Raw genomic sequence first — 22,772 nt, forward strand, 5'->3', positions numbered from 1 at the left:
AAATTCGATGAATGCAAGGGAGTTAGGTGGGAGATCAACTGCCCGTAAAAACCCGATTGGTTCAACTAATAATCAGTGGGGATGGCCCCCCCACTGATTAAAGTTTCACTTTATTGTACCTAATTATTGAAAGAAGAAAAACCTTTATTCGGCATCTCTATACATTTTAATTTCTCATATGTATTCTTCCGTAGCATATGACACAATTATTCATACTTATTTCTAGTTTTCCCCATGCTTTACTGCGTATAAGGCAGCTTGTGTACGATCATCTACTTCCAATTTAGCCAATACGTTAGAAACGTGTGTTTTCACAGTTTGTTCTGTAATATGAAGTTCTGCTGCAATCTCCTTATTGCTTCTTCCTTTCGCAATTTCACGAAGTACTTCTTGCTCCCTTTTAGTTAACATAGAAAAAGGATTCTCTTTTTCTTTCTTGACTGCTGATCGTCCTAATAGTGCTGGTGTTACTTTCGGGTGAAAATTTGCGTTTCCTTGATATACCGCAACGATTGACGCAACAAGTTGATCTGGCTGCACTTCTTTTAATTGATAACCATCTGCCCCAGCTTCTAATGCTGGTAAAACGTAATCTTGTTCTGAAAAACTACTGAGCATAAGAATTTTTATTGTCTCATCGTATTGTTTTATACGTTTTGTCGCTTCAATACCATCCATTTTCGGCATTGATAAATCCATTAATACTACATCTGGCCTTTCTGTTTAGACGAATGTTAATGCTTCTTCACCATTTGCTGCTTCCCCAATAATTTCAAATTCTTCTCTCGTCTTCAAAAAGAATACGAGTCCCCTTCGAACGATATGATGATCTTCTACAAGTAATAATTTAATTTTCACTGACGTTCTCCCTCTCAAACCGGTAATTGAATTTCTATCTTTGTCCCCTTTTCCGGTTCTGCTTTTATTCGAAAAATTCCCCTCATTAATTCAATTCGTTCTTTCATACTTTTCAAACCAAGTGCTGACTCTCTTACTTGATCCTGTATAAATCCTATTCCGTTATCTTCTATGTAAAAATGCAACTTATTATTTTCTATCCTTAAATGAACACATACTTTTTCACATGAGGCATGTTTTTTACAATTATGTAATGCCTCTTGGCTTATACGCCATAAAACTTCTTCTATTTCATCTTCAATTAAAACCATTCCATCAATTCGAACTTCCACTTGAATCCCTAACAGTTTTCCGTAATTTTGAATCGCTTCTGCTAAACCTTTCTCTAATCCTTCAGGCCTTAATTGCCAAATTAAAAGTGTCATCTCTTGTAATGCTTCCTGTGATAACTCTCCAATATAACTTAACATCTCTTGCAAGTCTCTATCCTTCGTCATATTTAGAGTCCCTTTCGCTGTTAGCATAATTGAAAATAACAATTGTTTAACGGAATCATGTAGGTCACGTGCAAGTCGATTTCTTTCAGCTACAACTACATATTTCCGTTCTTTCTCAACTAATTGAATACGTTGTATTGTCGTTCCAATTTGAAATGCAATCGCTTCTAATAACGCTAACTCTTCCTCAGAAAAATGTGTTTTATGGGGCGAAGCTACATTTAATAGACCAAATTTCTCTGATCCAGATCTTAGCGGGATTGTCGCATGATGTGTAACATCTTCTGTCTCGCCCCAATTACATTCAATCGCATCCTCTATTCGTTTACATTCAATAATATTTGTCGCTTTTTCCAATCTTCCATTCACAAAACGTTCTACACACCAACAATCGCCTTCACACATCGGCTTCTTTTCCTGCCACGTAAGAGCTGGGGGTAAGTTTTGGTCTACAAGCATACGATGCTTTCCACTTTCATCAATAAAGAATATCCACCCTGTTTGTAAATTCATAACTTGTAATAATGTATGTAACACTTTCCCTAACATTTCCTGTAAGTTTGTTGCTTCATTTAGTAACTCAGCAATTTCTTTTAATGCCTCTAAACGATGCATCTCTTTTTCATCTATGTTCATTCTCATCACCAACTACCATTATAACATTAAGAAATTTCAAAATACTACAAACAAAAAAGAACCGAATTTCTTCAGCTCTTTTTTCGGAGATATCCCATACAGTTCATTCAAATCTACTGATTCACAAATCTAAATTCTAAACCAAAACAGAAATTAGCTAGTTTTCATTAACTGTCTGATAAAGATTGTCCCACATGGATATTCTGTAAACTTTCAGTGTTAACGAACATATTCGCTGCTGGCATTTGCACTTGATTTTTATGAAAAATAGACATTAATTCAAATCTTACTTGTCTAGAAGTTTCAAAATAATCTTCCGGTTTAATCAAACCTGTAATACAAAATTCATATCCAACATATTTAAGGTTAGGATTTAAGTCTGTAACTCCAACATATTTAAATGGTTCAACAGCTTCATCATCTACTCTATACAGACTTTGATCCAATTTTTCATTACAAATAACACACACTTCTTCTAACAATTCCTTAACTCTTGTAGGATCTTCCTGATAACTTACCGTGATGCGTTCAATAACTCGCATCCATCCTTTATTAAAATTTTGTATCGTTCTAATCTCTCCGTGTGGTATGGTAAGGAGTTTTCCTGACCATTCACGAATTTGCATAAAACGAACGCTAATTTCCTCAATGGTTCCTGAATTTGTTCCGTTAAAAGTAACAAAATCGCCAACACGGAACTCTTTGTCCGCTAATCTTGCAAAGCCTAATATTACATCTTTTAGCATCTGTTGTGCAGCAAAACCGATGACAACTCCCGCTATCCCTGCACCTGCAATAATACTTTTTATATCTACAAATTGACTAATTAAATATATGATAAGACTAATGATAATGATATACCTAAAAATAGATCGAATTACACTTTGAATCGTCTGCTCTACCTCTTCATCAAAAAAGCTTGATTTCCTAAAAAACCAATCAATAATGCGATTTATAACAAAAGAAATAATGATAAGAACTAAAGCAAATAGTAAAAACCTTAAAAGTAAAAACTCCCTTACATAATTAAAAAACTCTTCAGTATACGTTAATAAACTCATCCATCCACTTCCTTACTAATAAAAATTTCATACAAAGCTACTATATTTTAAATACGCATTTATCATCTCAACACTTGTTTTCGAAACATCTTTTATCCTGATCTTAAATCGTACTTTCTTAACTATGTATTTGTATTCATTGTTCATCTTCAACAATATAACCCTTTAATCAATCTTTCAACTTCAGATGTTCTTTTCTATTTACTATAATCCTTTTTAATCCTCTAAAGGGATATTACAATAGAATTTTTTATAAACGACTTTCTTTTAAGTCCGCAATACTCACCTCGTTAAAAGCAGACGAAGCTGAATCATTACATTGTACAATTTTTTGATTTAAATGGGCTACCAGAAAAGATTAGACCGTTCATTAAAAAGTTAATTCAACAGCAAGTCGTCTCTATTTAAATGTGAAAAAGAGACCTTTTGAAGGCCTCTTTTTTTTCACTTCACTTCTGCATTTAAACAAGATTTAAAATGTCCAAGTGCATATTCATGCCCTTGCGCATTAAAAGATGCTACTGCTTTTTCATAAACCACAATTTGAAACCCTTTGTTATAAGCATCTACTGCTGTATGAAGGACGCAAATATCTGTACATACACCTACAAGATGCACTTCCCCTATTCCTCTTTCTCTTAGCTTCATTTCTAGATCCGTTCCTGCAAAAGCACTGTAACGTGTTTTGTCCATATAGTATACATTCTCTGCATTTTTATATTTCTCGCATACATCTTGTAATTCACCAAATAAGTCTCTTCCATTTGTACCTGCTATATTATGAGGTGGAAACAATTTCGCTTCTGGATGATATACATCATTGTCTTCATGTTTATCGATCGCAAATACTACGTAATCACCTTTTTCAATAAATTGTTTCGTTACACTTACAAGTTCCTTCTCAATTTCTTGACCTGGTTTCCCACATGTTAAAGCACCTTTTTCAGCTACAAAATCATATGTATAATCAATATTTATAAGAGCTCTTTTCATAACTACAATCTCTCCTTCTTCTGTTTCACAGTAAACAATAGAAAATTTGTTATTACGACATCGTATGTACTATTCGACATTTCAAATGAAATCCCTACATTTCCAACTCAATACTTACCTTAATCCGAGTTTATCATAAAGCGTAACTTTAATCATAGGGGGTATTATCCTTCACCAATCGGGCTTTTACGGGCAAGTTGATCTCCCACCTAACTTCCTCGCATGTGCCGAATTTTCAAGTGGGGTTCTTATTGTCCGTTAAGGCTTGATAAAACCGATACACAATGACAAAACATACAGCTCCAATTAACAAGTCATGAATGTGATAATTGAGCGTAACTTCAACCGCCTCTTGTAAAGTAAACCAAATGACCGAAAACATTATAATAAATAAGAAAATACGAATAACTCGTTTCAAACTTTCAATTCCTTCCTCTTACATGATAGTAAAGAATAAGTTCTTTCTATTCATTCGTACTAGAAAGTGAAACAAATTATTCTCAATGACATAATTCAATCCAAACTAAAAAGTACACTACTTTTGAGTAATGTACTTTTTTCCATATTAAGACGCAGGTTTCGTTTCAAACGTCGCTTGATTCAAGCTAATGACTTTTCCTTTTGGATCATTGTTTTCAAACTGAGCTGCGGTAATCGTATGACTACCTGTCTCAAGCGTCTTTTCTTTTAATTGTACTGTTGTCTGTGTTGTACTAGTTACTTGATGTTTATCTGCAAATATTTGATCTACAAATACAAATGTTTCTTTATCGTTTTGAAAATTGGAAAGTTCTAATTCGACTTGCTGAATTAAAGTATCCTTTTTTATGAATACAGTTGGTATATTGCCATTTTCAGAAGTACCATCTGGAGTAGTTACTTTTACTTTCCCTTCTCCGATTGGCACTGCTCCTTCAGGAAATACGACCATATTCTCATCACTTGCATTTACAACTTGTTCTTCCTGGTTTGACTGTGCATCCTCTTTTTCCTTTGGAGTACCACAGCCTACTAATAACAATACAGACAATCCAGCGATTATGAATTTCTTCAAAATTCATTCCCCCTGTTATTTCATTATAATTTATTATACAAAAATAACTTCTTGATTTTAAAACTAGTTTTTAACACTTTCATGAACAAATATTAGCTTGCTCACGATTACTGTACCATACTTTCATTTTAAGAACATTAATTTTTTTAAAGAAATAAATAGTAATTCCAATCTATTCATCATTTTAGCCCAATTCACTAAAAAAATATCCATTCAAAATAAAAAGACATTGTCATTTCAATGTCTTTTCTACATAACATTTAGAAAATAAATGTTGTAATCTCATCAACTTCTTTTCGAGAAAGTTTCTTCGGCTTATCTTTCGGAAACCCGAGTGAAATTACCATATTAATTTGTTTTTGAGGCTCAATTTGTAAATATTGTCGCAGTTCATCTTGAGCTAATAATACAGGTCCTGTCATTGGACAAGTACCCAGTCCTCTCGCATGTGCAGCCAACATTAAGTTTTGTGCTGCTAAACAGCTACTCTTAATTCCTTCCTCTTCCCATACTGAATCAGGAACGAAGGCAATTGGATCAAATATCTTTTCACGAAACTTTGATTCATATGGTGTTGCCAAACATACGATTAATACTGGCGCCTCAGAGAAAGCTGTCGCATATGGACCGAAAGAACGTGTAAGTAATTTCCCTGCTTTCTCTTCTCCATTTTCTGCTGCTTTTGCTGCAAGTTTATGTAATGCATCCCATGTCATTTGTTCAATTTCTTTAATTTTCTCTCGGTTCATAATGACCAAGAACTCCCACGTTTGTGAGTTCGTATCACTCGGTGCATAACGAGCACAATCAATAATTTCTTTTATATCACTAGTGGATACTTCTTGTTCTGTAAACTTTCTAACACTTCGTCTACCGTGAATTACTTCTTTAAAATCTTCATAATTCATATATTAAATCCCCTTTTTACAGCGTTTTCAAAACTTGTCCTATGGTTGAATTATATCATGAAAAAAAGCTGGGGGAATACCAGCTTTTTCCCTCATTATTAATTTGTCACTTTAAACAAACTAATACTTTCTTCATATGCAGCTTGTAGTTTTTTCGTAATTGGTCCTCTTTCGCCGCTTCCAAACTTCTCATCACCAATTTGAACAACAGGGAACATTTCAAGTGGTGTCGCTGTAAAGAAACATTCGTCAGCCTCGTATACTTCTTGCAATGAGAATTCACGCTCTTCTACTTCAATATGTAAAGCTTTCGCTAATGTAATAACGTAGTGACGAGTAATGCCGTGTAGAATGAAATTATCGGCCGGATGTGTAATTAATTTATTATTTTTCACCATAAAGAAATTCGAATGACACCCTTCTGTTACAACTCCATCTCGTACTAATATCGCTTCTTGATACCCTTGCTCGTTTATTTTATTTTTAATCATGATATTAGGTAGAAGGTTTAAAGATTTTATATGACAGAACTTCCAGCGTATATCCTCTTCTACAGTAACCTTTATTCCTTGTTCCATAGTAGTAGTAGGTCTTGGAAACGAAACAATATTCGCAAAATATGTTGGTTGTAAATCTTTTTCATACACATGATTTCGAGCTTGAGCACCACGTGATATTTGAAGATACACATTCCCATCTTCTTGAAATTGATTTTTTTCAATCATTTGATGTAACTCTTCCACTAACTCTTCTTTAGTAAACGATGGAATTAGTTTTATTTCTTCCATAGAATTAAAAAATCGTTCCAAATGTAAATCCAATAAATGTGGCTTCCCATCATATAACCTAAACACCTCATATATACCATCACCAAATTGAAAGCCCCTCTCCTCTAATGGGACCATCGGCTGTTCTTCCTTCGTATTCACAATTCTTCCGTTAAATAAAATCCAATCTTTATGAGTAGCTTTCATTCCTTCCCACTCCTTTATTCCATAATTGATTTTATTGTACAACTTATCCACACTTAAAAGAAGGAATTTTCTGTATTTAACTAAACAAAAAAAGTACATCACCTATTTAAAGTGATGCACTCAACCATTCATTTATTTCAAAAAATATTTTTCAATATCATCTAGCATTAAGTTTGCAGCTTTAATACCGCCTGCTGTATTCCAAATTACTTCATCCACTTGGAATACTTTATTATCTTTAGAAGCCTGCAGCTGCTTAAAGAGTGGGTCTTCTGTCCATTCTTTTGCTAACGTGGTTCCTTCGTTATTCTTATCTGCATCTTTATCAGATGTGAAGTAGAATATGTAGTCTCCATCCATATTCGGAATTTGCTCTTTTGTAATTCCTTTTATCGCAAACTCATCTTTATCTTGTAGTGGTGGTCGCTTAAATCCAATATCATTTAAAACAGCACCTGAGAATGAGTTTTTCTGATAAATACGAACGTCACCTGGTACGAAGCGAATAATAGAAACTTTAGAATTCAATTTATCTCCTAACTTCTCTTTCATTCCTTCAATACGTTTTTTATAATCTTCAAGAGCCTTTTGCCCTTCTTTTTCTTTATTTACAGCTTTTGTATAGAGTGTAAAGTTTTCTTTCCAATCCCCGCGCAATGTTTCAGCGTACACAGTTGGCGCTATTTCGTTCAATTGCTCATATATTTTTTCATGACGCATTTTATTACCGATAATTAAATCTGGCTTAAGCTTCATAACTGCCTCTAAATTAATATCACGCTCAGTACCTACAACTTTCGTATCTTTTAAATCTTTCGCTAAATGAGGATACCATTCATCACCAGCACGTGGTTTTGTAGTTCCAACTGGTGTTACTCCGACAGCTAAAAGCGCCTCCGCACCCTCATTTGTTAAAACAACTACTTTTTTAGGTGTACCATTTACTGTTGTTTCACCCATTGCATGCTTTACAGTATACGAATCTTTTGCTTTAGCCGATGTATCATTTTCTTTTTTCTCTTCTTTGCTACACCCTGCGATTATTACCATAAATATCATAATGCAGAACATAAATATTTTTTTGCTATGTACCATATGTCCTCCCTAGATGAAATCGATTATCATTAACAATTAAAGATTAATGTATATTACATACATTGTCAATGTATATCAGAAAACTTTTTCAATATATACATTTTAGATTCTATCCGCTATTCAAATGTTTATTTTTAAAATAAAGTGTATAAGTATGAAAATAATAAACGTTCTTAAAATGCGTATCTACGTTATACATAAATACGCATTCATATTACATTATAAACTCATTTCCTAATATTGATTATATTTAATATATGATGGATCATTATACACCCATTGATTTCCACCAAGGTTCAACCAACCGTTTTGATTAATATATACTAAATAAGATTCTGGATTATTTAATTTACGAATAACTGAAGAAGATGTTGATGGACCACTTCTTAAATTCACATTCGTTCCTTGTATATATGCGACACCAATTGCACTTCCATCGCTATTGCTCGTCTTTACAAAATTAATGTACGAAGGGTCATTATACACCCATTGTCCATTTGCTAAGTCTAACCATCCGTTACTTTCCTGATATACGACATACGATTCTGGGGAGTTTAGTTGACGAATAACCGAAGAAGACGTTGATGGACCACTTCTTAAATTCACATTTTTCCCAAGGATATAAGCAATCCCCTTCGTTTGTGGTGTTGGCTGAGGATTTGGAGGTTGTGGATTTGGAGGATTCGGATTTGGAGCTACTCCAAAAATAGCTGCTATTCCGTTTGCATATGCTTGACTTAGATCTTCGATAAATTGTGGATTTTTCAATAAATTAGCATCAAATGTTGTATCAATAAAAGCAGTCTCAGTTAAAATTGCATCCATTGCAGTCTCCCTTAGTACCGCATAATTTGCTTTTTTTGCCCCTCGATCACGAAGACCATATTTTGTTAATACAGGATTGACTGCTGCATGCATTTTTTGTTGCTTTTCATATGCGGAACTACTATTAGATAGCGCATTGTAAATATAACTTTCAAATCCAGTGCCACCGCCACTATTAATGTGAAATGAGATAAAATAATCTGCACCAAATGAATTAGCAATATTAGCACGTTCTGATAAAGAGATAAACACATCACTATCACGTGTCATTTTAATATTGATTGGGTAATTTGCAGATAAAATATCTCGCACACGTCTAGCAATTTGAAGTGTTAACTCTTTTTCCACTAACCCATTACCAACAGCACCAGAATCATATCCACCATGCCCTGCGTCTATAACAAGTTTCATATATCTTTTTCATTCCTTTCTTTATTGTAATAAGCTTTCATTTCTACTCGTCCTATTTTATGTTAATTGTACAAGTTCCGTTACAAGTACAAGTACAAATAAAAAAACCCCCTTATGTAAGGCGGTTTCTATCGCTTTGCTTTAGCCAATTTAAAATGAATATATACGATTGATAATGGATGTAACGTATGCAAAATAAAAGAAATAAAAGAAATATCCCACCGCCGCTATATAGCAACCCAAACTTCAAAAAGATGTTCAAAAGAGGTGGGAAATACGTTATGTTTTGCAATACAAATAGCATACAAAACAAAATTACAAACACGGGTATATATTGTAATTCATATGGTCTTCTCTTCTTATACATTCTTTTCCGAATAAAAGTCTGGCATAGTTCTGCTACTATAAAACAACCTCCAACTAATACAAGACCAGAAGTTATCGTCATACGTCCACCTACCTTATATTCATATCATCACCTAATCAATATTCACTATATTTTCTTTACATATATTCCATTTTCCTCAATAAAACCAGATCCCTCTATGAAAGATTTAGCTTGTTCCGTAAACATCTCTTGCAATACTTTTATTTCTTTCACATTTCTCTGTTTCATCATTTCTTCAAATGTAAAATACGTATTTGTCCCGTATCCATAACCTTGATAATCAAAATGAATAATTAACTGTGACAAAATAGCACTCTCTTCTTGAACGCTATAATCTATTACACCAATATATGTATCATCAGCCTTTACACAATACTGAACCTTTTTCTCATCTAAGCTGTGTGAGTGAAACATTTCTTTTACAGCGCTTTCATTTTCTATATTTACTTTCTCAAATGTAATCATATGTTGTCCATCCTTTTACTATTATTGTATCAATAATAAATGCAATTTATGAAAAAAACCTTAAGATCGAATGCGACCTTAAGGTTTTTTATTAAACTAAGCTATACGCACGCTTTGTTTCTTCGTGGAACTTATTCGTATCGTATTTATGCTCAACATAAATTTGATGCCATACCATAAACGCAAGTACAGTCCAAATTTTACGGCTATAATCGCCTTTATCTGCACAATGTGCTTCCAGTAAGTTTAATACATACTGTTTTTCGATTAAATGCTCAGTTTTGCTTTCTTTAATAATATTTACAGCCCAATCGTGCATTTCATCTTTTAACCAGTGACGAATTGGTACTGGGAATCCAAGCTTTTTACGATCTAACACGTGATCCGGAACAATTCCACGAGCAGCTTCACGTAATATAGCTTTCGTTGTTCCGTTTGCAATTTTAAATTCTGTCGGAATTTTAGATGCAACGTCAAATACTTCTTTATCTAAGAACGGTACACGAAGTTCTAATGAATTTGCCATCGTCATTTTATCAGCTTTTAATAAAATATCGCCGCGTAACCATGTGAACATATCAATGTACTGCATTTTACTTACATCATCATAATCTTTAATTTCGTTATACAATGGTTTCGTGATATCCATATAGTTAACACTTTCATCGTAATACTTCATTAATTCAGCTTTCTCTTCTTCACGGAAGATTTTCGCATTTCCATAGTAACGCTCTTCGATTGGCGTACATCCACGCTCTAAGAAGCTTTTTCCTTTAAACCCTTCTTTAAGAGCACCACTTAATGCCTTTAGAACACTCTTTCCTGGGCTAGGAATGTAAGAGAACATTTTTAACGAGTTTGGCTCACGATAAATGTTATATCCACCAAATAGCTCGTCTGCACCTTCACCAGAAAGAACAACCGTTACATGTTTACGCGCTTCTTTCGCAACGAAATACAATGGTACAGCTGCTGGATCCGCTAAAGGATCATCCATATGCCAAATGATTTTTGGGAACTCATCCATAAATTCTTGCGCTGTAATGAATACGTTATGGTTTTTAACTCCTAATTTCTCAGCAGTTTCTTTCGCAACATCAACTTCACTGAAACCGCGTTGTTCGAAACCAATAGAGAATGTTAATAGATTTGGATTCATTTCTCTTGCGATAGAAGCAATAATAGATGAATCGATACCACCAGATAAGAAAGAACCTACTGGTACATCACTACGCATATGTACTTTTACAGAATCGTATAATACATCACGAATTGCTTGGATATGCTCCTCTTTCGTTGCGCTTGAAGCGTTGAAATAAGGATTCCAGTAGCGATGGATTTCCATCTCTTTACCGATTTCTTTTACGAAGTAATGACCAGGCTCAATTTTGTTAACATCAATTGTTAATGTTTCTGGCTCTGGACCATATTGGTACGTAAAGTAGTGTTGTAGTGACTTTGGGTTTACCCCTTTGTCTTCCATTACATGCATAATACTTTTCTTCTCAGATGCGAAGAATGTAGTATCACCTTGTTGTGCGATGTATAAAGGCTTAATACCGAAGTGGTCACGTGCACCGAAAAGTGTCTTTTCTTCACGATCCCAAATCATAAATGCGAACATACCACGAAGGTAGTCTACACATTTTTCTTTCATATGTGCATACAATGCAATGATAACTTCTGTATCAGATTGTGTAGCAAACGTTGCACCTTTTTCAAGTAACATTTCACGTAGTTCTACATAATTGTAAATTTCACCATTAAAAATAATTACATATCGATCATTTTCATAAGTTAACGGCTGATGTCCTGCCTCTAAGTCAATGATACTTAAACGGCGGAAGCCAAATTGTACATGTTCATCACGAAAATATCCTTCGTCATCTGGACCGCGGTGGAAAATCATCGTGTTCATATTTTCAAATTGATGTTTTTCTGTTTCTGAAAACTCTCTAGGGTTTTCACATAAACATCCTACAAAACCACACATACTTCTTACCCTCTTTCAGTTTTCATTCTGTCTCAATACTACTATATCAACCCTATTTATACTAGCATAATCAACTGAATATGGCGACCAAAAACTATAAAAAACTCACTCCATTTCACATTTTTAACATTTTTTTATGAAAACATGAAAACTAGGCACTCACCTTTCTCCGCTTTTGTCATATGATATTGCAAATTGATTTCTAGGAGGTAATACCATGAGTGAAGAAAAAAAAGATTCTTCTCGCCCACCAGTTCGTAATTATTTAAAACAAATTGATGATTTTTTCGAACAAACGCCTCTTCGTGGCGTAATTGCTGATTTAAATCATTTTTTCCAAAAAGGAAACCGTTTATTAACATTCCCAGTAGATTTATACGAAGTTGGTGACGAACTCGTCGTTACAGCCGAACTACCAGGTATACAAAAAGAACAAATTCAAATTGAAATACAAAGCGAATACTTAAAAGTCTCTGTAAAAGAAGATATACTTGAAGAGACGGAAGAAGAACAAACATCTCATAACTATTATCGCCGAGAACGTTCCATTTCAGAAGCGTCAAGAATTATTAAGTTACCATATTTAATTAATAAAAAAGCAACGAAAGCTTCTTATCAAAACGGTGTATTAGAAATTCGCGCACCGAAATTACCACAACAGCATGACATATTATCCATAGACTGAATACTAATAAAAGAAGGGTGCTAAGCACCCTTCTTTTTAATCAGCTAATCGCTTCATATCACGTATAATATCTTCGTATGGCGTATTGCTAATGCCGCTATATTTTTTCATTACTTTTCCATTTTGATCGACTAAGAAAAATGATGTACCGTGTATTACTTGCCCATTCTCTGGTTTATCTACAAGCGACTGGAAGTTATCTTTTGAAAACTTTGTAATATCCTCCAGTGAATAACCAGTTAACAAGTTCCAGTTACTTGTATCCTCTGTAAACTTTTGAATGAATGCTTTCAAATTTTCTGGTTTATCAAGTTCAGGGTCTACACTAAACGAAACAAACTGAACGTCTAATTTCTCTTCCTTAGCCATTTTCTGTAATTTCGCCATATTAGCAGTCATTGGCGGACAAACTGTTTGACAGTTTGTAAACATGAAATCAGCTACCCAAACTTTCCCTTTTAAATCTTTTGTACCAAACGGCTTTCCTTCTTGATTTGTAAATTGGAAAGTTTCTAAATCCCAGTTTAACGGTTTACGGAGTTTTGCCCCTGAACTACTACAACCTGCAAGTACAAAGAGACAAAATACAACCATAAGACCAATTAACTTTTGATAACGCTTCATTATTAAACCTCTTTTCTCTATCCTTAATTTATGTAAGTTATGTATATCATAACAAAAGTAAACACTATGAGAAAATTGTTTACATCATTTGTTCACGAAATCGTACGAATTTACATATGTTACTTCTTTATTTCAAGCGAATTACTAGACAAAATATATTTTACTACTATTATTTCTCTAACCATTATTTGCGAAACGAAGTTCATTGTTAAATTTGTAAATAAATCTCCCTATTTTTTTACAATTACTTAAACATTAATCCATGTTAAACACTGTATTCCTTAACAACATTTCGGTACAATACAACTACAACGATTTTAAATGAGGTGATGTTCATGGCAAAGCGCTATGAAAATATGGATAATGCAAGTACAAAAAAATCAATTCGCTCCTTCTTACGTTGGCGTAAAGAGAGAAAGCAAAACAAAAAAGACTTTTCTTTTCTAGTAGAACAATCACCTGTTAAACAAAGTAAATTTCTACTAAATAACTTTGAAAAAACGACTGTCACATGGATTGGTCATTCAACTTTTCTCATTCAAACGAACGGCTTAAATATTTTAACAGATCCAGTATGGGCAAATAAATTAAAGTTAGTTCCACGACTTACTGAGCCAGGGCTCACTATAAAAGAACTACCTAAAATCGATATCGTTCTTATTTCACACGGTCATTACGATCATTTAGACTTTTCATCTCTTCGTCAACTAAATGATGATACCTTATACCTTGTTCCTATTGGGCTAAAAAAATTATTTACTCGTAAAAAATTCACCAATGTAGAAGAATACAACTGGTGGGAAAGTACAACAATTGATGACGTCTCTTTTCACTTCGTACCTGCCCAGCACTGGACGAGAAGAACATTATTTGATATGAACACCTCTCACTGGGGAGGATGGATCATTGATAATATGACTTCTTCAGAAACCATTTATTTTTGTGGTGATAGTGGTTATTTCCAAGGATTTAAAGAGATCGGCAAACGCTTTTCAATCGATATTGCACTTATGCCAATTGGTGCCTATGAACCAGAATGGTTTATGAAAGTGTCTCACGTTTCACCAGAAGAAGCTGTGCAAGCGTATCTAGATATAAAAGCTACACATTTCATTCCCATGCACTACGGTACTTTTGCTTTAGCAGATGAAACACCAAGGGAAGCAGTAACACGAATACGAAATAACTGGAATTTACGAATGCTACCGTGGGAACAACTACATGTTCTCTTTTTAGGTCAAACTTTCACGTATAGCCCTATTGTCCCAGATAAAAAACCAGTAAAAATCACAGAAACTTCTCATGTATAATAGTACTAATTTTTGCGAGTAATTTATCATATACTTTAAAAAATTGAAAAGGGTGTTTTTCATGAAAGATTATTTACAGACTCGCTATATAATTAGCGGTAGCGCCTGTATTGCCCTTCTCATTTCTTATTTTCTGTCCTGAAATAATAAAAAAGCTACTTGAAAATTCATTTCAAGTAGCTTTTTTATTACTCTGCTAAATACATAAAACCAATTGCTCCTGGTCCTGTATGAGTACTGATAACTGGTGTTGTATAGAAAATCTCTGATTGAGTGAATCCATTCACTTTTTCAACAGCAGCTTTTACACTTTCTGCTAAAGGAATTGCTTTAGCATGTGGAATCGCAACAGCTTTCACCACTTTTCCAGCAGTATCTTCCTCGAATAGTTTAGCCAACGTTTTTACAATCTGCCCTTGGCTACGTACTTTCGTTACCGGATTATATACGCCGCCTTCTAAACTTGCAATAGGTTTAATATTAAGTAATGAACCGATAAAAGCCTTCCCTTTACCGATACGTCCACCCTTCACTAAGTTCTCTAATGTATCTACGACAACATATAAACGAGTATTCTTTCTTACTTCATCAATACGTTTTAAAATATCTTCTAGTGAGCATTCTTCTTTTGCCATTTTTGCAGCTTCAATTACTTGATATGCTAAAGCATGTGTAATAAATTGAGAATCAACAACTGTTACTTTTGTATCTGTCATTGATGCAGCACTATTCGCTGTTGCGACAGTACCGCTCATTCCACCTGTCATATGAATAGAAAGCACTTGGCTTCCGTCTTCGCCTAGCTTGTCATACATTTCTACAAATGTACCCATAGCCGGTTGTGATGTTTTTGGTAATTCTTCTGATTTAATCATTTCTTCAATAAATTCATCCGGTTGCAAATCTACACGATCTAAGTATGTTTGTCCATTTACAGAAATAGATAATGGTAAAACATGAATATCATACTTCTCAAGTATATCTTTTGATAAATCTGCCGTTGAATCTGTTACAATTTTAATTTTTTGCATATTATATTCTTCCCTTTCCAATACGCTCTCCCTGTTATTATACTAGCATTCCCGAGGCTTTCAACAATTTCGAATGAATTTCACCAAATTAATTATATTTTTATACCTAAAATGAAAAAGACAGAGCCTATCTAACTCTGTCCCTGCTGTGTATTATGCATTCTTTTCAAGAGTATTTGTCTTATATACATTTGAATAATCATTCCACTTCAAACAACTTTGTAAATATTCACGGAAAGAGTACGAGAATCTTGGGTTTTTATGTTTTTGAATTTTTGCAATAAATAATTGAAGACGAGACTGAATTAGAAACGCTAATGGATGCTGTGTTTGTAGGACAGGGATTTCAAATATTTTAATACAATTCCCTGTTGCATGAGTGAAATAAAAACTTTTCGTAATCACAATATCAATCCTCTTTTTCGTTGGATTTTTGAACTTCCTCCACTTTATTCTTTAACACGTTTTTTAGTGTAGGTTTCCTATGAATACTAAAATATCCTTAAGCTGCCCCATTTAGAAGTTAATACTTCATTTATATCCACCTAATTCGAACCCTGTCCTATATATCCTTTGAGACGGGAGTCTTATTACCCATATATAGCTTGATAACTTCAGTATAAACTTATAAAAATGAAAAGTTTGTCTAAATTTTGGAGATTCTATAATTTTTTCCTTCTATATATTGTATACAATTATAGCTAGAGTATAACAAATAAATTAAAAAGTGCCTTTATAACGAGGCACTTTTCGACTGTATTTCTTCTTCTCTTTTCTGTTTTCGTTTACTAACTATCTTTGATAAAGCGATACTAATTTCATAAATACAAATAAGCGGTACCGCTACTAAACTATGTGATAAAAAATCTGGCGGCGATATACATGATGCAATTATAATCAACACGACATAAGCATATCTTCTTATTTTCTGAAGAAATTCTGCCGTTAGAAGACCTATACTCGTTAAAAACATAACAACTACAGGTAATTCAAATATAACAGCAAACGGAACTGTTAAATTTAATACGAAATGAAAATATTTTTCCGTTGTAAACATCGTATTAAACATCTCATTACCAATTGTAGTTAGGAAATGAAATAAAAATGGCATGACGATAAAATAACCGAAAGATAGGCCTGCTATAAATAATATAGACAATACCGGTATATACATTAATGTCATTTTTTGTTCATTGGGATGTAAACCTGGTTTTACAAATAACCAAATTTGTATCGCAGCAAAAGGAATTGTACAAACGATAGCAAATACTGTAGCAATCGAGAAAAAAATCCACAACACATCACTTGGACCGAGAACAGTTAATTTCATTGGTAAATCTTTTACAAGCCAAAAATAAATATCCTTCGTAAAAGTAAATCCAATAATTAAAAATAATACAAAGGATAATACTGTATATATTACTCGTTTGCGAAGCTCAACAATATGTTCTACTACGCTCATTTCCCGATCTTCCATCTCGTTCACCACACTTTATTTATCCATTCCGAGAAAAACTTCAGCATATTCTTTTATTTATTTTTTTCTTTCTCTTGAAATGCCTCATCAGTCAATTCTTTTGTTGATTTTTTAAATTCTTTTAACGTTTCCCCTAAAGCTTTCCCAATTTCCGGTAACTTTTTTGGGCCAAATAAAATTAACACTGCTACTAAAATTAAAATTAACCCCGGAAAGCCGATATTTGAAAACATTTCCCCATCCCCTTCATAAGTAGATTCCTTGTCCTACTATTCCATAAGTTCATTTTGTCAAAAAATTTCGTAAACGTCAATGTATCCGTTGTCTTTTGTCAAAAAAATTCAAAAATATAATCAATTAAATATCATTTTCTATTCCTTTTGTATATGATATGGTTAAGGAAAATATAACTTATCTCAATACAGTGAAAGGGATTAACATTATGACGCAAAAAATTAAAAGAATGACCCAATTTGTAAAAGAAGAAATTGCGAATGCAATTACCCATGGTATCGGTGCCATTTTAAGCATCCCTGCCTTAATCATATTAATTATTCATGCTTCCAAACATGGCACAGCATCTGCTGTTGTTGGCTTTACCGTTTATGGCGTAAGCATGTTCTTACTATACTTATTTTCTACACTGCTACATAGCATCCATCATCCAAAAGTAGAAAAGTTATTTACCATTTTAGATCACTCCGCCATATATTTATTAATTGCCGGCACGTATACACCATTTCTACTCATTACACTGCGTGGCCCGCTCGGTTGGACTTTACTCGCAATTATTTGGACCCTTGCGATTGGTGGCATTATTTTCAAAATCTTCTTTGTTCGTCGCTTTATTAAAACATCAACATTATGTTATATCATTATGGGTTGGCTCATCATCGTTGCCATTAAACCCCTTTATGAAAATTTAACCGGTCACGGCTTCTCACTACTATTAATAGGCGGCATTTTGTATTCTGTCGGAGCTATATTCTTCCTTTGGGAAAAGCTTCCGTTCAATCATGCCATTTGGCATCTCTTCGTACTAGGCGGTAGTACAATGATGTTTTTCTGCGTACTGTTTTATGTCTTACCCGCAGCATAAAAAAAGTTTCAGCTTGTTTAAGCTGAAACTTTTTTTATTACTTATGTAATTGAGATGCAATAATATCTTTTGTATGCTGGGTTAACTCTTTAGCATCCATACTTGCATATTCTTCAGGTGTAATTGGCTTAGAAATTGTTAATGTTGCATGAGCTGGTTTCATACGATTTCCATTAGCCTCAAACATCTTATATGTACCATCTAAAGTTACTGGTAATATAGATACGCCAGATTTTACAGCAAGGTGAAAACTCCCTGCTTTAAACTCACCGATTTCGCCACCCTTACTTCTCGTTCCCTCTGGAAAAATCACGATAGAATGCCCGCTCTTTAACAGTTCAATTCCATCTTTAATTGCCTTAAGAGATTGACGACGATCACTGCGGTCCATAAACACACAATTCATTAGTTCCATCCATGTTGGCACAACCGGAAACTTTTTAATTTCCGCTTTTGAAACGAATCCAATTGGCTTATTTAAGTAACCTAGTAACACAGGAATATCCATATTACTTTGATGATTACTTACAACTAGCACTGGCTTGTCTTTCGGAACATTTTCAAGTCCCTTTACTTCTACAGTCGATCCAGTTACACGCACCATTTTCTTACCAAACCAGTTTGTTGTTTTATACACAACACTATCTTTTTCTTGCGGTGACATCGCATTTGCTTTTCTTTTTATACGCCACAACCTTGGTGTAATCGCAATTACGATTAAAATTAAATAAAAGATTTTAAAAAACGTTTGAATCATACAGAACCCCCACCTATTATCATTCCGACCTTCATTATACTAGACAAACGAAGGAAAAAGAAGAAAAAATGTCCAAACAACAAGTGTTTGGACATTTTGAAGTTTTCTATATTAGAAACGTTTTGCAAATTCGCGTGCACTTGCAATTGCTGCTTCTTTAATGTCTTGTGCTTTTTCAGGATTTGCATTCATTCCTTCAACTGCAATATATTCAGTGTCTGATACACCCATGAATCCTAATACTGCATTTAAATGATTGCGACCGAAGTCCATAGATGCGTATGCTCCTTCAGAGTAAACGCCGCCTGTAGCTTGAATATGAAGTGCTTTTTTTCCTTCTAGTAAGCCAACTGGACCATTTTCAGTATATTTAAATGTTTTACCTGCGATTGATAAGTTATCTAAGTATGCTTTCACTACTGCTGGGTAGCTGAAGTTCCACATTGGAGTCACGAATACATAACGATCTGCATGCATAAATGTTTCTAAGTTATTGTTCATTGCTGCAACTTTTTGTTGCTGATTTTCACTTAAAGCTTCGAATCCTTCGCCTGCTGCAAATTTACCCCAAGCAGCGAATACGTCTGCATCGATTGCTGGTACAGTTGTATTGAATAAATCAATTGTTACAACTTCGTCTTGTGGATGTTCGTTTTTATATGCTTCGATGAAAGCTTCCCCTACTGCCATACCGAAAGAACCTTCTGCTGAATTTGGATTTGCTGTAATAAATAGTACTTTTGTCATTGTATTATCTCCCTTTTTCTAATTTATCTTTAATTCGAGATTTATTACTTTATAGTAAATAACTTACCTTATGTAAGTATAATACAAAAAGTTTTAATGGATGTCAATAAAAATAGCTACTTTTTTTTCGTAAGTTAATAAGTTATATTATTTCAGTTAGTTTTTGTATATAAATATTAAGGTTTTAATCAAATAAAAAACTATCTCCATATTTCATGGAGATAGTCTTCTTCAATTACTACTTTTGAAAAACATGTTTCACTTTTTCAGCTGGAATATTACTTCCACCTCTACCTTTTACATCTTCAATCATCATTGTAATAACCATATCAGGTGAATTTAAATCAAACGCAGCGAACCAACCTAGTTCTTTTCCTTCTGCCTCTTTTGATACTTTTAATTCTGCTGTTCCTGTTTTACCAGCAAGCGTCATACCATCAATTTTCGCAATTTTCCCCGTACCATCTGGATCGTTAATTACTTTCGTCATAGCAGTCTTTAATATATCCTGATTGCCTTTTGAAATGACATTCTCTTTCCAAACTTTTGGTTGCTTATCTGTTTTAATAATATATGGAGAAGGTATGTTTCCATCATTAACAATTGGTGCATAAGTTAATGCTAGATGGAGTGGCGTCATTAATACTTGCCCTTGTCCATAACCTGTGTCTGCCATTTGAATATCATTTTTAATCCCATCATTTGCGATTTTAGAAGCTGGGAATCCATATTCAATTGGTAATTTCTCATCGAATCCGAATTTTTTCGATTCACTCATAAATTTATCTTTTCCGATTTTCAAAGCTTCTTGTGCGAAATAAATATTATCCGAGTATTTCATCGCTTTATCAAAATCAATCGGATTTGCATCTTTTACACGCGTTACATAATAATTACCCCAAGAAGAATCTTTCGTCCATTTCAATCCTTCAATTTTCAACTCTTCTTTCGGATCGATTGTTTTCGTTTCAAGACCGATTGCAGCTGTAATTGGCTTAAATACAGAACCTGGTACCGATAATTGTGTAAATCGATTCGTCATCGGTTTTTTCGGGTCATTATTCCAAGCCTCGCGCTGTGCTTTTGATGTTCCTCGTGCAATTAAATTAGGATTATAAGCTGGACTACTTACAAGAGCAATTGTTTCTCCACTTTTCGGATTAATTGCCGCACTTGAACCAGCTTCTCCTTTCATTTCATTATACGTTTTTTCTTGAACAACACTATCGATAGTTAAAGTTACATTTTCTCCATCAACAGCATCTGTTTTCGCTAAATTTTTAATTTCTTTTCCTTGTGCATCCTCCATGAAGACACGGCCACCTTTTTTCCCGCGTAGCTGTTCTTCCAATACTTGCTCTAATCCAGCTTTACCAACTGGATCATCGGCTTGATAGCCTTTCTTTTGAAGCGTTTTTAAATCTTCTGCATTTACTTTTCCGATATAACCAGTAAGATGCGCTGCTGCTTCCCCTAACGGATATGTACGAACATTTACAGGTTTTGCTGCAACACCAGGTAAATCGATGTACGTATTTTGCGTTGCTCCCTCAGGCAAAATTCCAATTGGTACGAGATACCCTGGTTTTACCCATTTCGCAGCTAGTTTTTGATCAATCTCTTCTACAGACATATTTAACAACTTCGCTACTGCTTCTTTCGTTTGCGGAGCAGTTTCATCTAATTTTTCTGGAATAATTCCAATCTCAGAAGCTTTCCCATTCGTCGCAAGACCTTTTCCATTACGATCGTAAACTTCACCACGTTTTGGTTGTGTTGCCTGCATACGCACTTTACTATCTTTTGTCATGCCAGGGAAAATGAAATCAGGAGTCCAATCTATTTTCCAAGATTCTTTATCTCCATCTTTTTCTTTCACCATTTTTGCTTCATGGCCAAAAGAGATATTACCACCAACTGTATCCATACTTACTTTAAAAGGAACAGGACCTTCATCTTTTTTATCTTCTTTTACTTCTCCTGCTTCTACTTTTAAGTTTTTCACTTCAATGCCAGAATAAATTTTTTCATATTTCTCAGTGAACTCTTTCTTTGAAATATCTTTTTTTGCCTTTTCTGATAATTGATCATACATTTCTGCAAATTTTTGTTTATTCCATGCTTTTGTATATGTATCAAACGCTTCTTGTGGTTTTTCTTCTTTACCGCATCCAACTAACATGAACGTTAAGCAAAGAAAAAGAATCCCCCATATCTTTTTCAATCGATTCTCCTCCTCTTTCTATATGAATACTTTTGAAAATTTTAGCATTTTTACATGCTAGATTTCATTATAGCACTATTGAATACCATCTATAAACTTATATTAATGAATACAAATAAAAAGATTGATGTGAATTTCACATCAATCCTTCTTATTATTGTTGCTTCTCATATACATGATAATAGTACGTATACGGATTCTTTTCATCCGTTAAACCTTTTTCAACAAAAACTTCTTTCCAATTTGTCATATCCATTTCTGGGAAGAATGTATCTCCTTCAAATGCATAATGGATTTTTGTTATATATAACTTGTCTACGTAAGGTAAAAAGAGATCATAAATTTGTGCTCCGCCGAAAATAAAGATTTCCTCTTCATTTTTGCATAGTTCAAACACTTCTTCTACAGAATGTGCTACTTCACAACCTTCAACACGATACCCTTCATTACGTGTTACAATAATATTACGTCTTCCAGGCAGTGGTCTACCAATCGCTTCGTAGTTCTTTCTGCCCATAATAAGTGAATGGCCCATCGTTGTTTTCTTTACATACTGCAATTCACTTGGTAAACGCCAAGGTAAATTATTATCTTTGCCAATTACTCTATTCTCGTCCATTGCGACCATAAATGAAACAATCATTTTTTCATCTCCTCTAC

24 protein-coding genes and 2 pseudogenes are annotated in these 22,772 nt (G+C 34.0%); 4 read left to right on the top strand and 22 right to left on the bottom strand.

The window, feature by feature from the left end; genetic code table 11:
• Positions 1-222: 222 nt before the first annotated feature.
• The 3 genes and pseudogenes from AC0IXC_RS05930 to AC0IXC_RS05940 all read right to left on the bottom strand — a co-directional run bounded on the left by AC0IXC_RS05930 (position 223) and on the right by AC0IXC_RS05940 (position 3,052).
• Positions 223-858: pseudogene (locus AC0IXC_RS05930) on the bottom strand (response regulator).
• A gap of 14 nt (positions 859-872) precedes the next feature.
• Positions 873-1,991, bottom strand: a complete 1,119-nt coding sequence (locus tag AC0IXC_RS05935) for a GAF domain-containing sensor histidine kinase (RefSeq protein ID WP_002031724.1) — start codon at positions 1,989-1,991, stop codon at positions 873-875.
• Between the two features lie 167 nt (positions 1,992-2,158).
• Positions 2,159-3,052, bottom strand: coding sequence for a mechanosensitive ion channel family protein (locus AC0IXC_RS05940; protein ID WP_078176553.1), 894 nt, complete (start codon positions 3,050-3,052; stop codon positions 2,159-2,161).
• Between the two features lie 287 nt (positions 3,053-3,339).
• Between AC0IXC_RS05940 and AC0IXC_RS05945 the strand changes: the two are divergent.
• A pseudogene (locus AC0IXC_RS05945) lies at positions 3,340-3,460 on the top strand (NUDIX hydrolase); the annotation flags it as partial.
• A 36-nt stretch (positions 3,461-3,496) separates the two neighbouring features.
• Here AC0IXC_RS05945 and AC0IXC_RS05950 read toward each other — a convergent pair.
• From AC0IXC_RS05950 to asnB, 10 genes are all read right to left on the bottom strand, one after another.
• Positions 3,497-4,045, bottom strand: coding sequence for a cysteine hydrolase family protein (locus tag AC0IXC_RS05950; protein ID WP_107887470.1), 549 nt, complete (start codon positions 4,043-4,045; stop codon positions 3,497-3,499).
• Between the two features lie 235 nt (positions 4,046-4,280).
• Positions 4,281-4,463, bottom strand: coding sequence for a hypothetical protein (locus tag AC0IXC_RS05955; protein ID WP_012260876.1), 183 nt, complete (start codon positions 4,461-4,463; stop codon positions 4,281-4,283).
• Between the two features lie 147 nt (positions 4,464-4,610).
• A complete protein-coding gene (locus tag AC0IXC_RS05960) occupies positions 4,611-5,099 on the bottom strand; it encodes a putative periplasmic lipoprotein (protein WP_002065200.1) in 489 nt (162 codons plus the stop codon).
• Positions 5,100-5,359: 260 nt separating this feature from the next.
• Positions 5,360-6,007: a nitroreductase family protein gene (locus AC0IXC_RS05965; protein WP_002012699.1), complete on the bottom strand. Its 648-nt coding sequence runs from the start codon at positions 6,005-6,007 to the stop codon at positions 5,360-5,362.
• A gap of 98 nt (positions 6,008-6,105) precedes the next feature.
• A complete protein-coding gene (gene dat, locus AC0IXC_RS05970; RefSeq protein ID WP_002141635.1) occupies positions 6,106-6,981 on the bottom strand; it encodes a D-amino-acid transaminase in 876 nt (291 codons plus the stop codon).
• A 132-nt stretch (positions 6,982-7,113) separates the two neighbouring features.
• Entirely contained in the window at positions 7,114-8,076 is a 963-nt protein-coding gene (locus AC0IXC_RS05975) for an ABC transporter substrate-binding protein (protein WP_471652699.1), read from the bottom strand.
• Between the two features lie 234 nt (positions 8,077-8,310).
• Complete coding sequence (locus tag AC0IXC_RS05980) at positions 8,311-9,312, bottom strand: N-acetylmuramoyl-L-alanine amidase (RefSeq protein ID WP_471652700.1); 1,002 nt, start codon at positions 9,310-9,312, stop codon at positions 8,311-8,313.
• Between the two features lie 112 nt (positions 9,313-9,424).
• Positions 9,425-9,760 carry a hypothetical protein gene (locus AC0IXC_RS05985; RefSeq protein WP_078176649.1) on the bottom strand — a complete coding sequence of 112 codons (336 nt, stop codon included), beginning with the start codon at positions 9,758-9,760 and terminating at the stop codon, positions 9,425-9,427.
• A 45-nt stretch (positions 9,761-9,805) separates the two neighbouring features.
• Positions 9,806-10,165, bottom strand: coding sequence for a GNAT family N-acetyltransferase (locus AC0IXC_RS05990; protein WP_215591219.1), 360 nt, complete (start codon positions 10,163-10,165; stop codon positions 9,806-9,808).
• Positions 10,166-10,256: 91 nt separating this feature from the next.
• A complete protein-coding gene (gene asnB, locus AC0IXC_RS05995) occupies positions 10,257-12,158 on the bottom strand; it encodes an asparagine synthase (glutamine-hydrolyzing) (protein ID WP_002012706.1) in 1,902 nt (633 codons plus the stop codon).
• Between the two features lie 217 nt (positions 12,159-12,375).
• Here asnB and AC0IXC_RS06000 point away from each other — a divergent pair, with 217 nt between their 5' ends.
• Positions 12,376-12,843 (top strand): Hsp20/alpha crystallin family protein, encoded by a 468-nt coding sequence (locus AC0IXC_RS06000; RefSeq protein ID WP_002012708.1) that lies wholly within the window; start codon positions 12,376-12,378, stop codon positions 12,841-12,843.
• Between the two features lie 36 nt (positions 12,844-12,879).
• Here AC0IXC_RS06000 and AC0IXC_RS06005 read toward each other — a convergent pair whose 3' ends face one another.
• Positions 12,880-13,467, bottom strand: a complete 588-nt coding sequence (locus AC0IXC_RS06005; protein ID WP_002141632.1) for an SCO family protein — start codon at positions 13,465-13,467, stop codon at positions 12,880-12,882.
• A gap of 335 nt (positions 13,468-13,802) precedes the next feature.
• On the opposite strand from AC0IXC_RS06005, the gene AC0IXC_RS06010 reads away from it, so the two are divergent.
• Positions 13,803-14,777 (top strand): MBL fold metallo-hydrolase, encoded by a 975-nt coding sequence (locus AC0IXC_RS06010; protein ID WP_471652701.1) that lies wholly within the window; start codon positions 13,803-13,805, stop codon positions 14,775-14,777.
• 188 nt (positions 14,778-14,965) lie between these two features.
• Here the strand turns inward: AC0IXC_RS06010 and AC0IXC_RS06015 are convergent, their stop codons facing one another.
• The 4 genes from AC0IXC_RS06015 to AC0IXC_RS06030 form a co-directional block, all read right to left on the bottom strand.
• The gene (locus AC0IXC_RS06015) at positions 14,966-15,808 is read right to left on the bottom strand and encodes a DegV family protein (protein ID WP_012260869.1); all 843 of its coding nucleotides are present in this window, start codon (positions 15,806-15,808) and stop codon (positions 14,966-14,968) included.
• 153 nt (positions 15,809-15,961) lie between these two features.
• Positions 15,962-16,213 (bottom strand): DUF2535 family protein, encoded by a 252-nt coding sequence (locus AC0IXC_RS06020; RefSeq protein ID WP_002012715.1) that lies wholly within the window; start codon positions 16,211-16,213, stop codon positions 15,962-15,964.
• Between the two features lie 328 nt (positions 16,214-16,541).
• On the bottom strand, positions 16,542-17,285 hold the full coding sequence (tatC, locus tag AC0IXC_RS06025; protein WP_012260868.1) for a twin-arginine translocase subunit TatC: 744 nt from the start codon (positions 17,283-17,285) through the stop codon (positions 16,542-16,544).
• Positions 17,286-17,338: 53 nt separating this feature from the next.
• The gene (locus AC0IXC_RS06030) at positions 17,339-17,518 is read right to left on the bottom strand and encodes a twin-arginine translocase TatA/TatE family subunit (RefSeq protein WP_002012719.1); all 180 of its coding nucleotides are present in this window, start codon (positions 17,516-17,518) and stop codon (positions 17,339-17,341) included.
• 209 nt (positions 17,519-17,727) lie between these two features.
• On the opposite strand from AC0IXC_RS06030, the gene trhA reads away from it, so the two are divergent.
• A complete protein-coding gene (gene trhA, locus AC0IXC_RS06035; protein WP_002085872.1) occupies positions 17,728-18,384 on the top strand; it encodes a PAQR family membrane homeostasis protein TrhA in 657 nt (218 codons plus the stop codon).
• A gap of 37 nt (positions 18,385-18,421) precedes the next feature.
• On the opposite strand, the gene AC0IXC_RS06040 is transcribed toward trhA, so the two are convergent.
• The 4 genes from AC0IXC_RS06040 to AC0IXC_RS06055 form a co-directional block, all read right to left on the bottom strand.
• On the bottom strand, positions 18,422-19,141 hold the full coding sequence (locus AC0IXC_RS06040) for a lysophospholipid acyltransferase family protein (protein WP_002141628.1): 720 nt from the start codon (positions 19,139-19,141) through the stop codon (positions 18,422-18,424).
• Between the two features lie 111 nt (positions 19,142-19,252).
• Complete coding sequence (locus AC0IXC_RS06045) at positions 19,253-19,888, bottom strand: FMN-dependent NADH-azoreductase (RefSeq protein ID WP_471652702.1); 636 nt, start codon at positions 19,886-19,888, stop codon at positions 19,253-19,255.
• A gap of 238 nt (positions 19,889-20,126) precedes the next feature.
• Positions 20,127-22,112: a penicillin-binding protein 3 gene (gene pbpC, locus AC0IXC_RS06050; protein ID WP_341085931.1), complete on the bottom strand. Its 1,986-nt coding sequence runs from the start codon at positions 22,110-22,112 to the stop codon at positions 20,127-20,129.
• A 154-nt stretch (positions 22,113-22,266) separates the two neighbouring features.
• Positions 22,267-22,755, bottom strand: a complete 489-nt coding sequence (locus tag AC0IXC_RS06055; protein ID WP_471652703.1) for a dihydrofolate reductase — start codon at positions 22,753-22,755, stop codon at positions 22,267-22,269.
• Positions 22,756-22,772 lie beyond the last annotated feature (17 nt).

It is taken from the genome of Bacillus sp. AC266 (assembly GCF_979253805.1).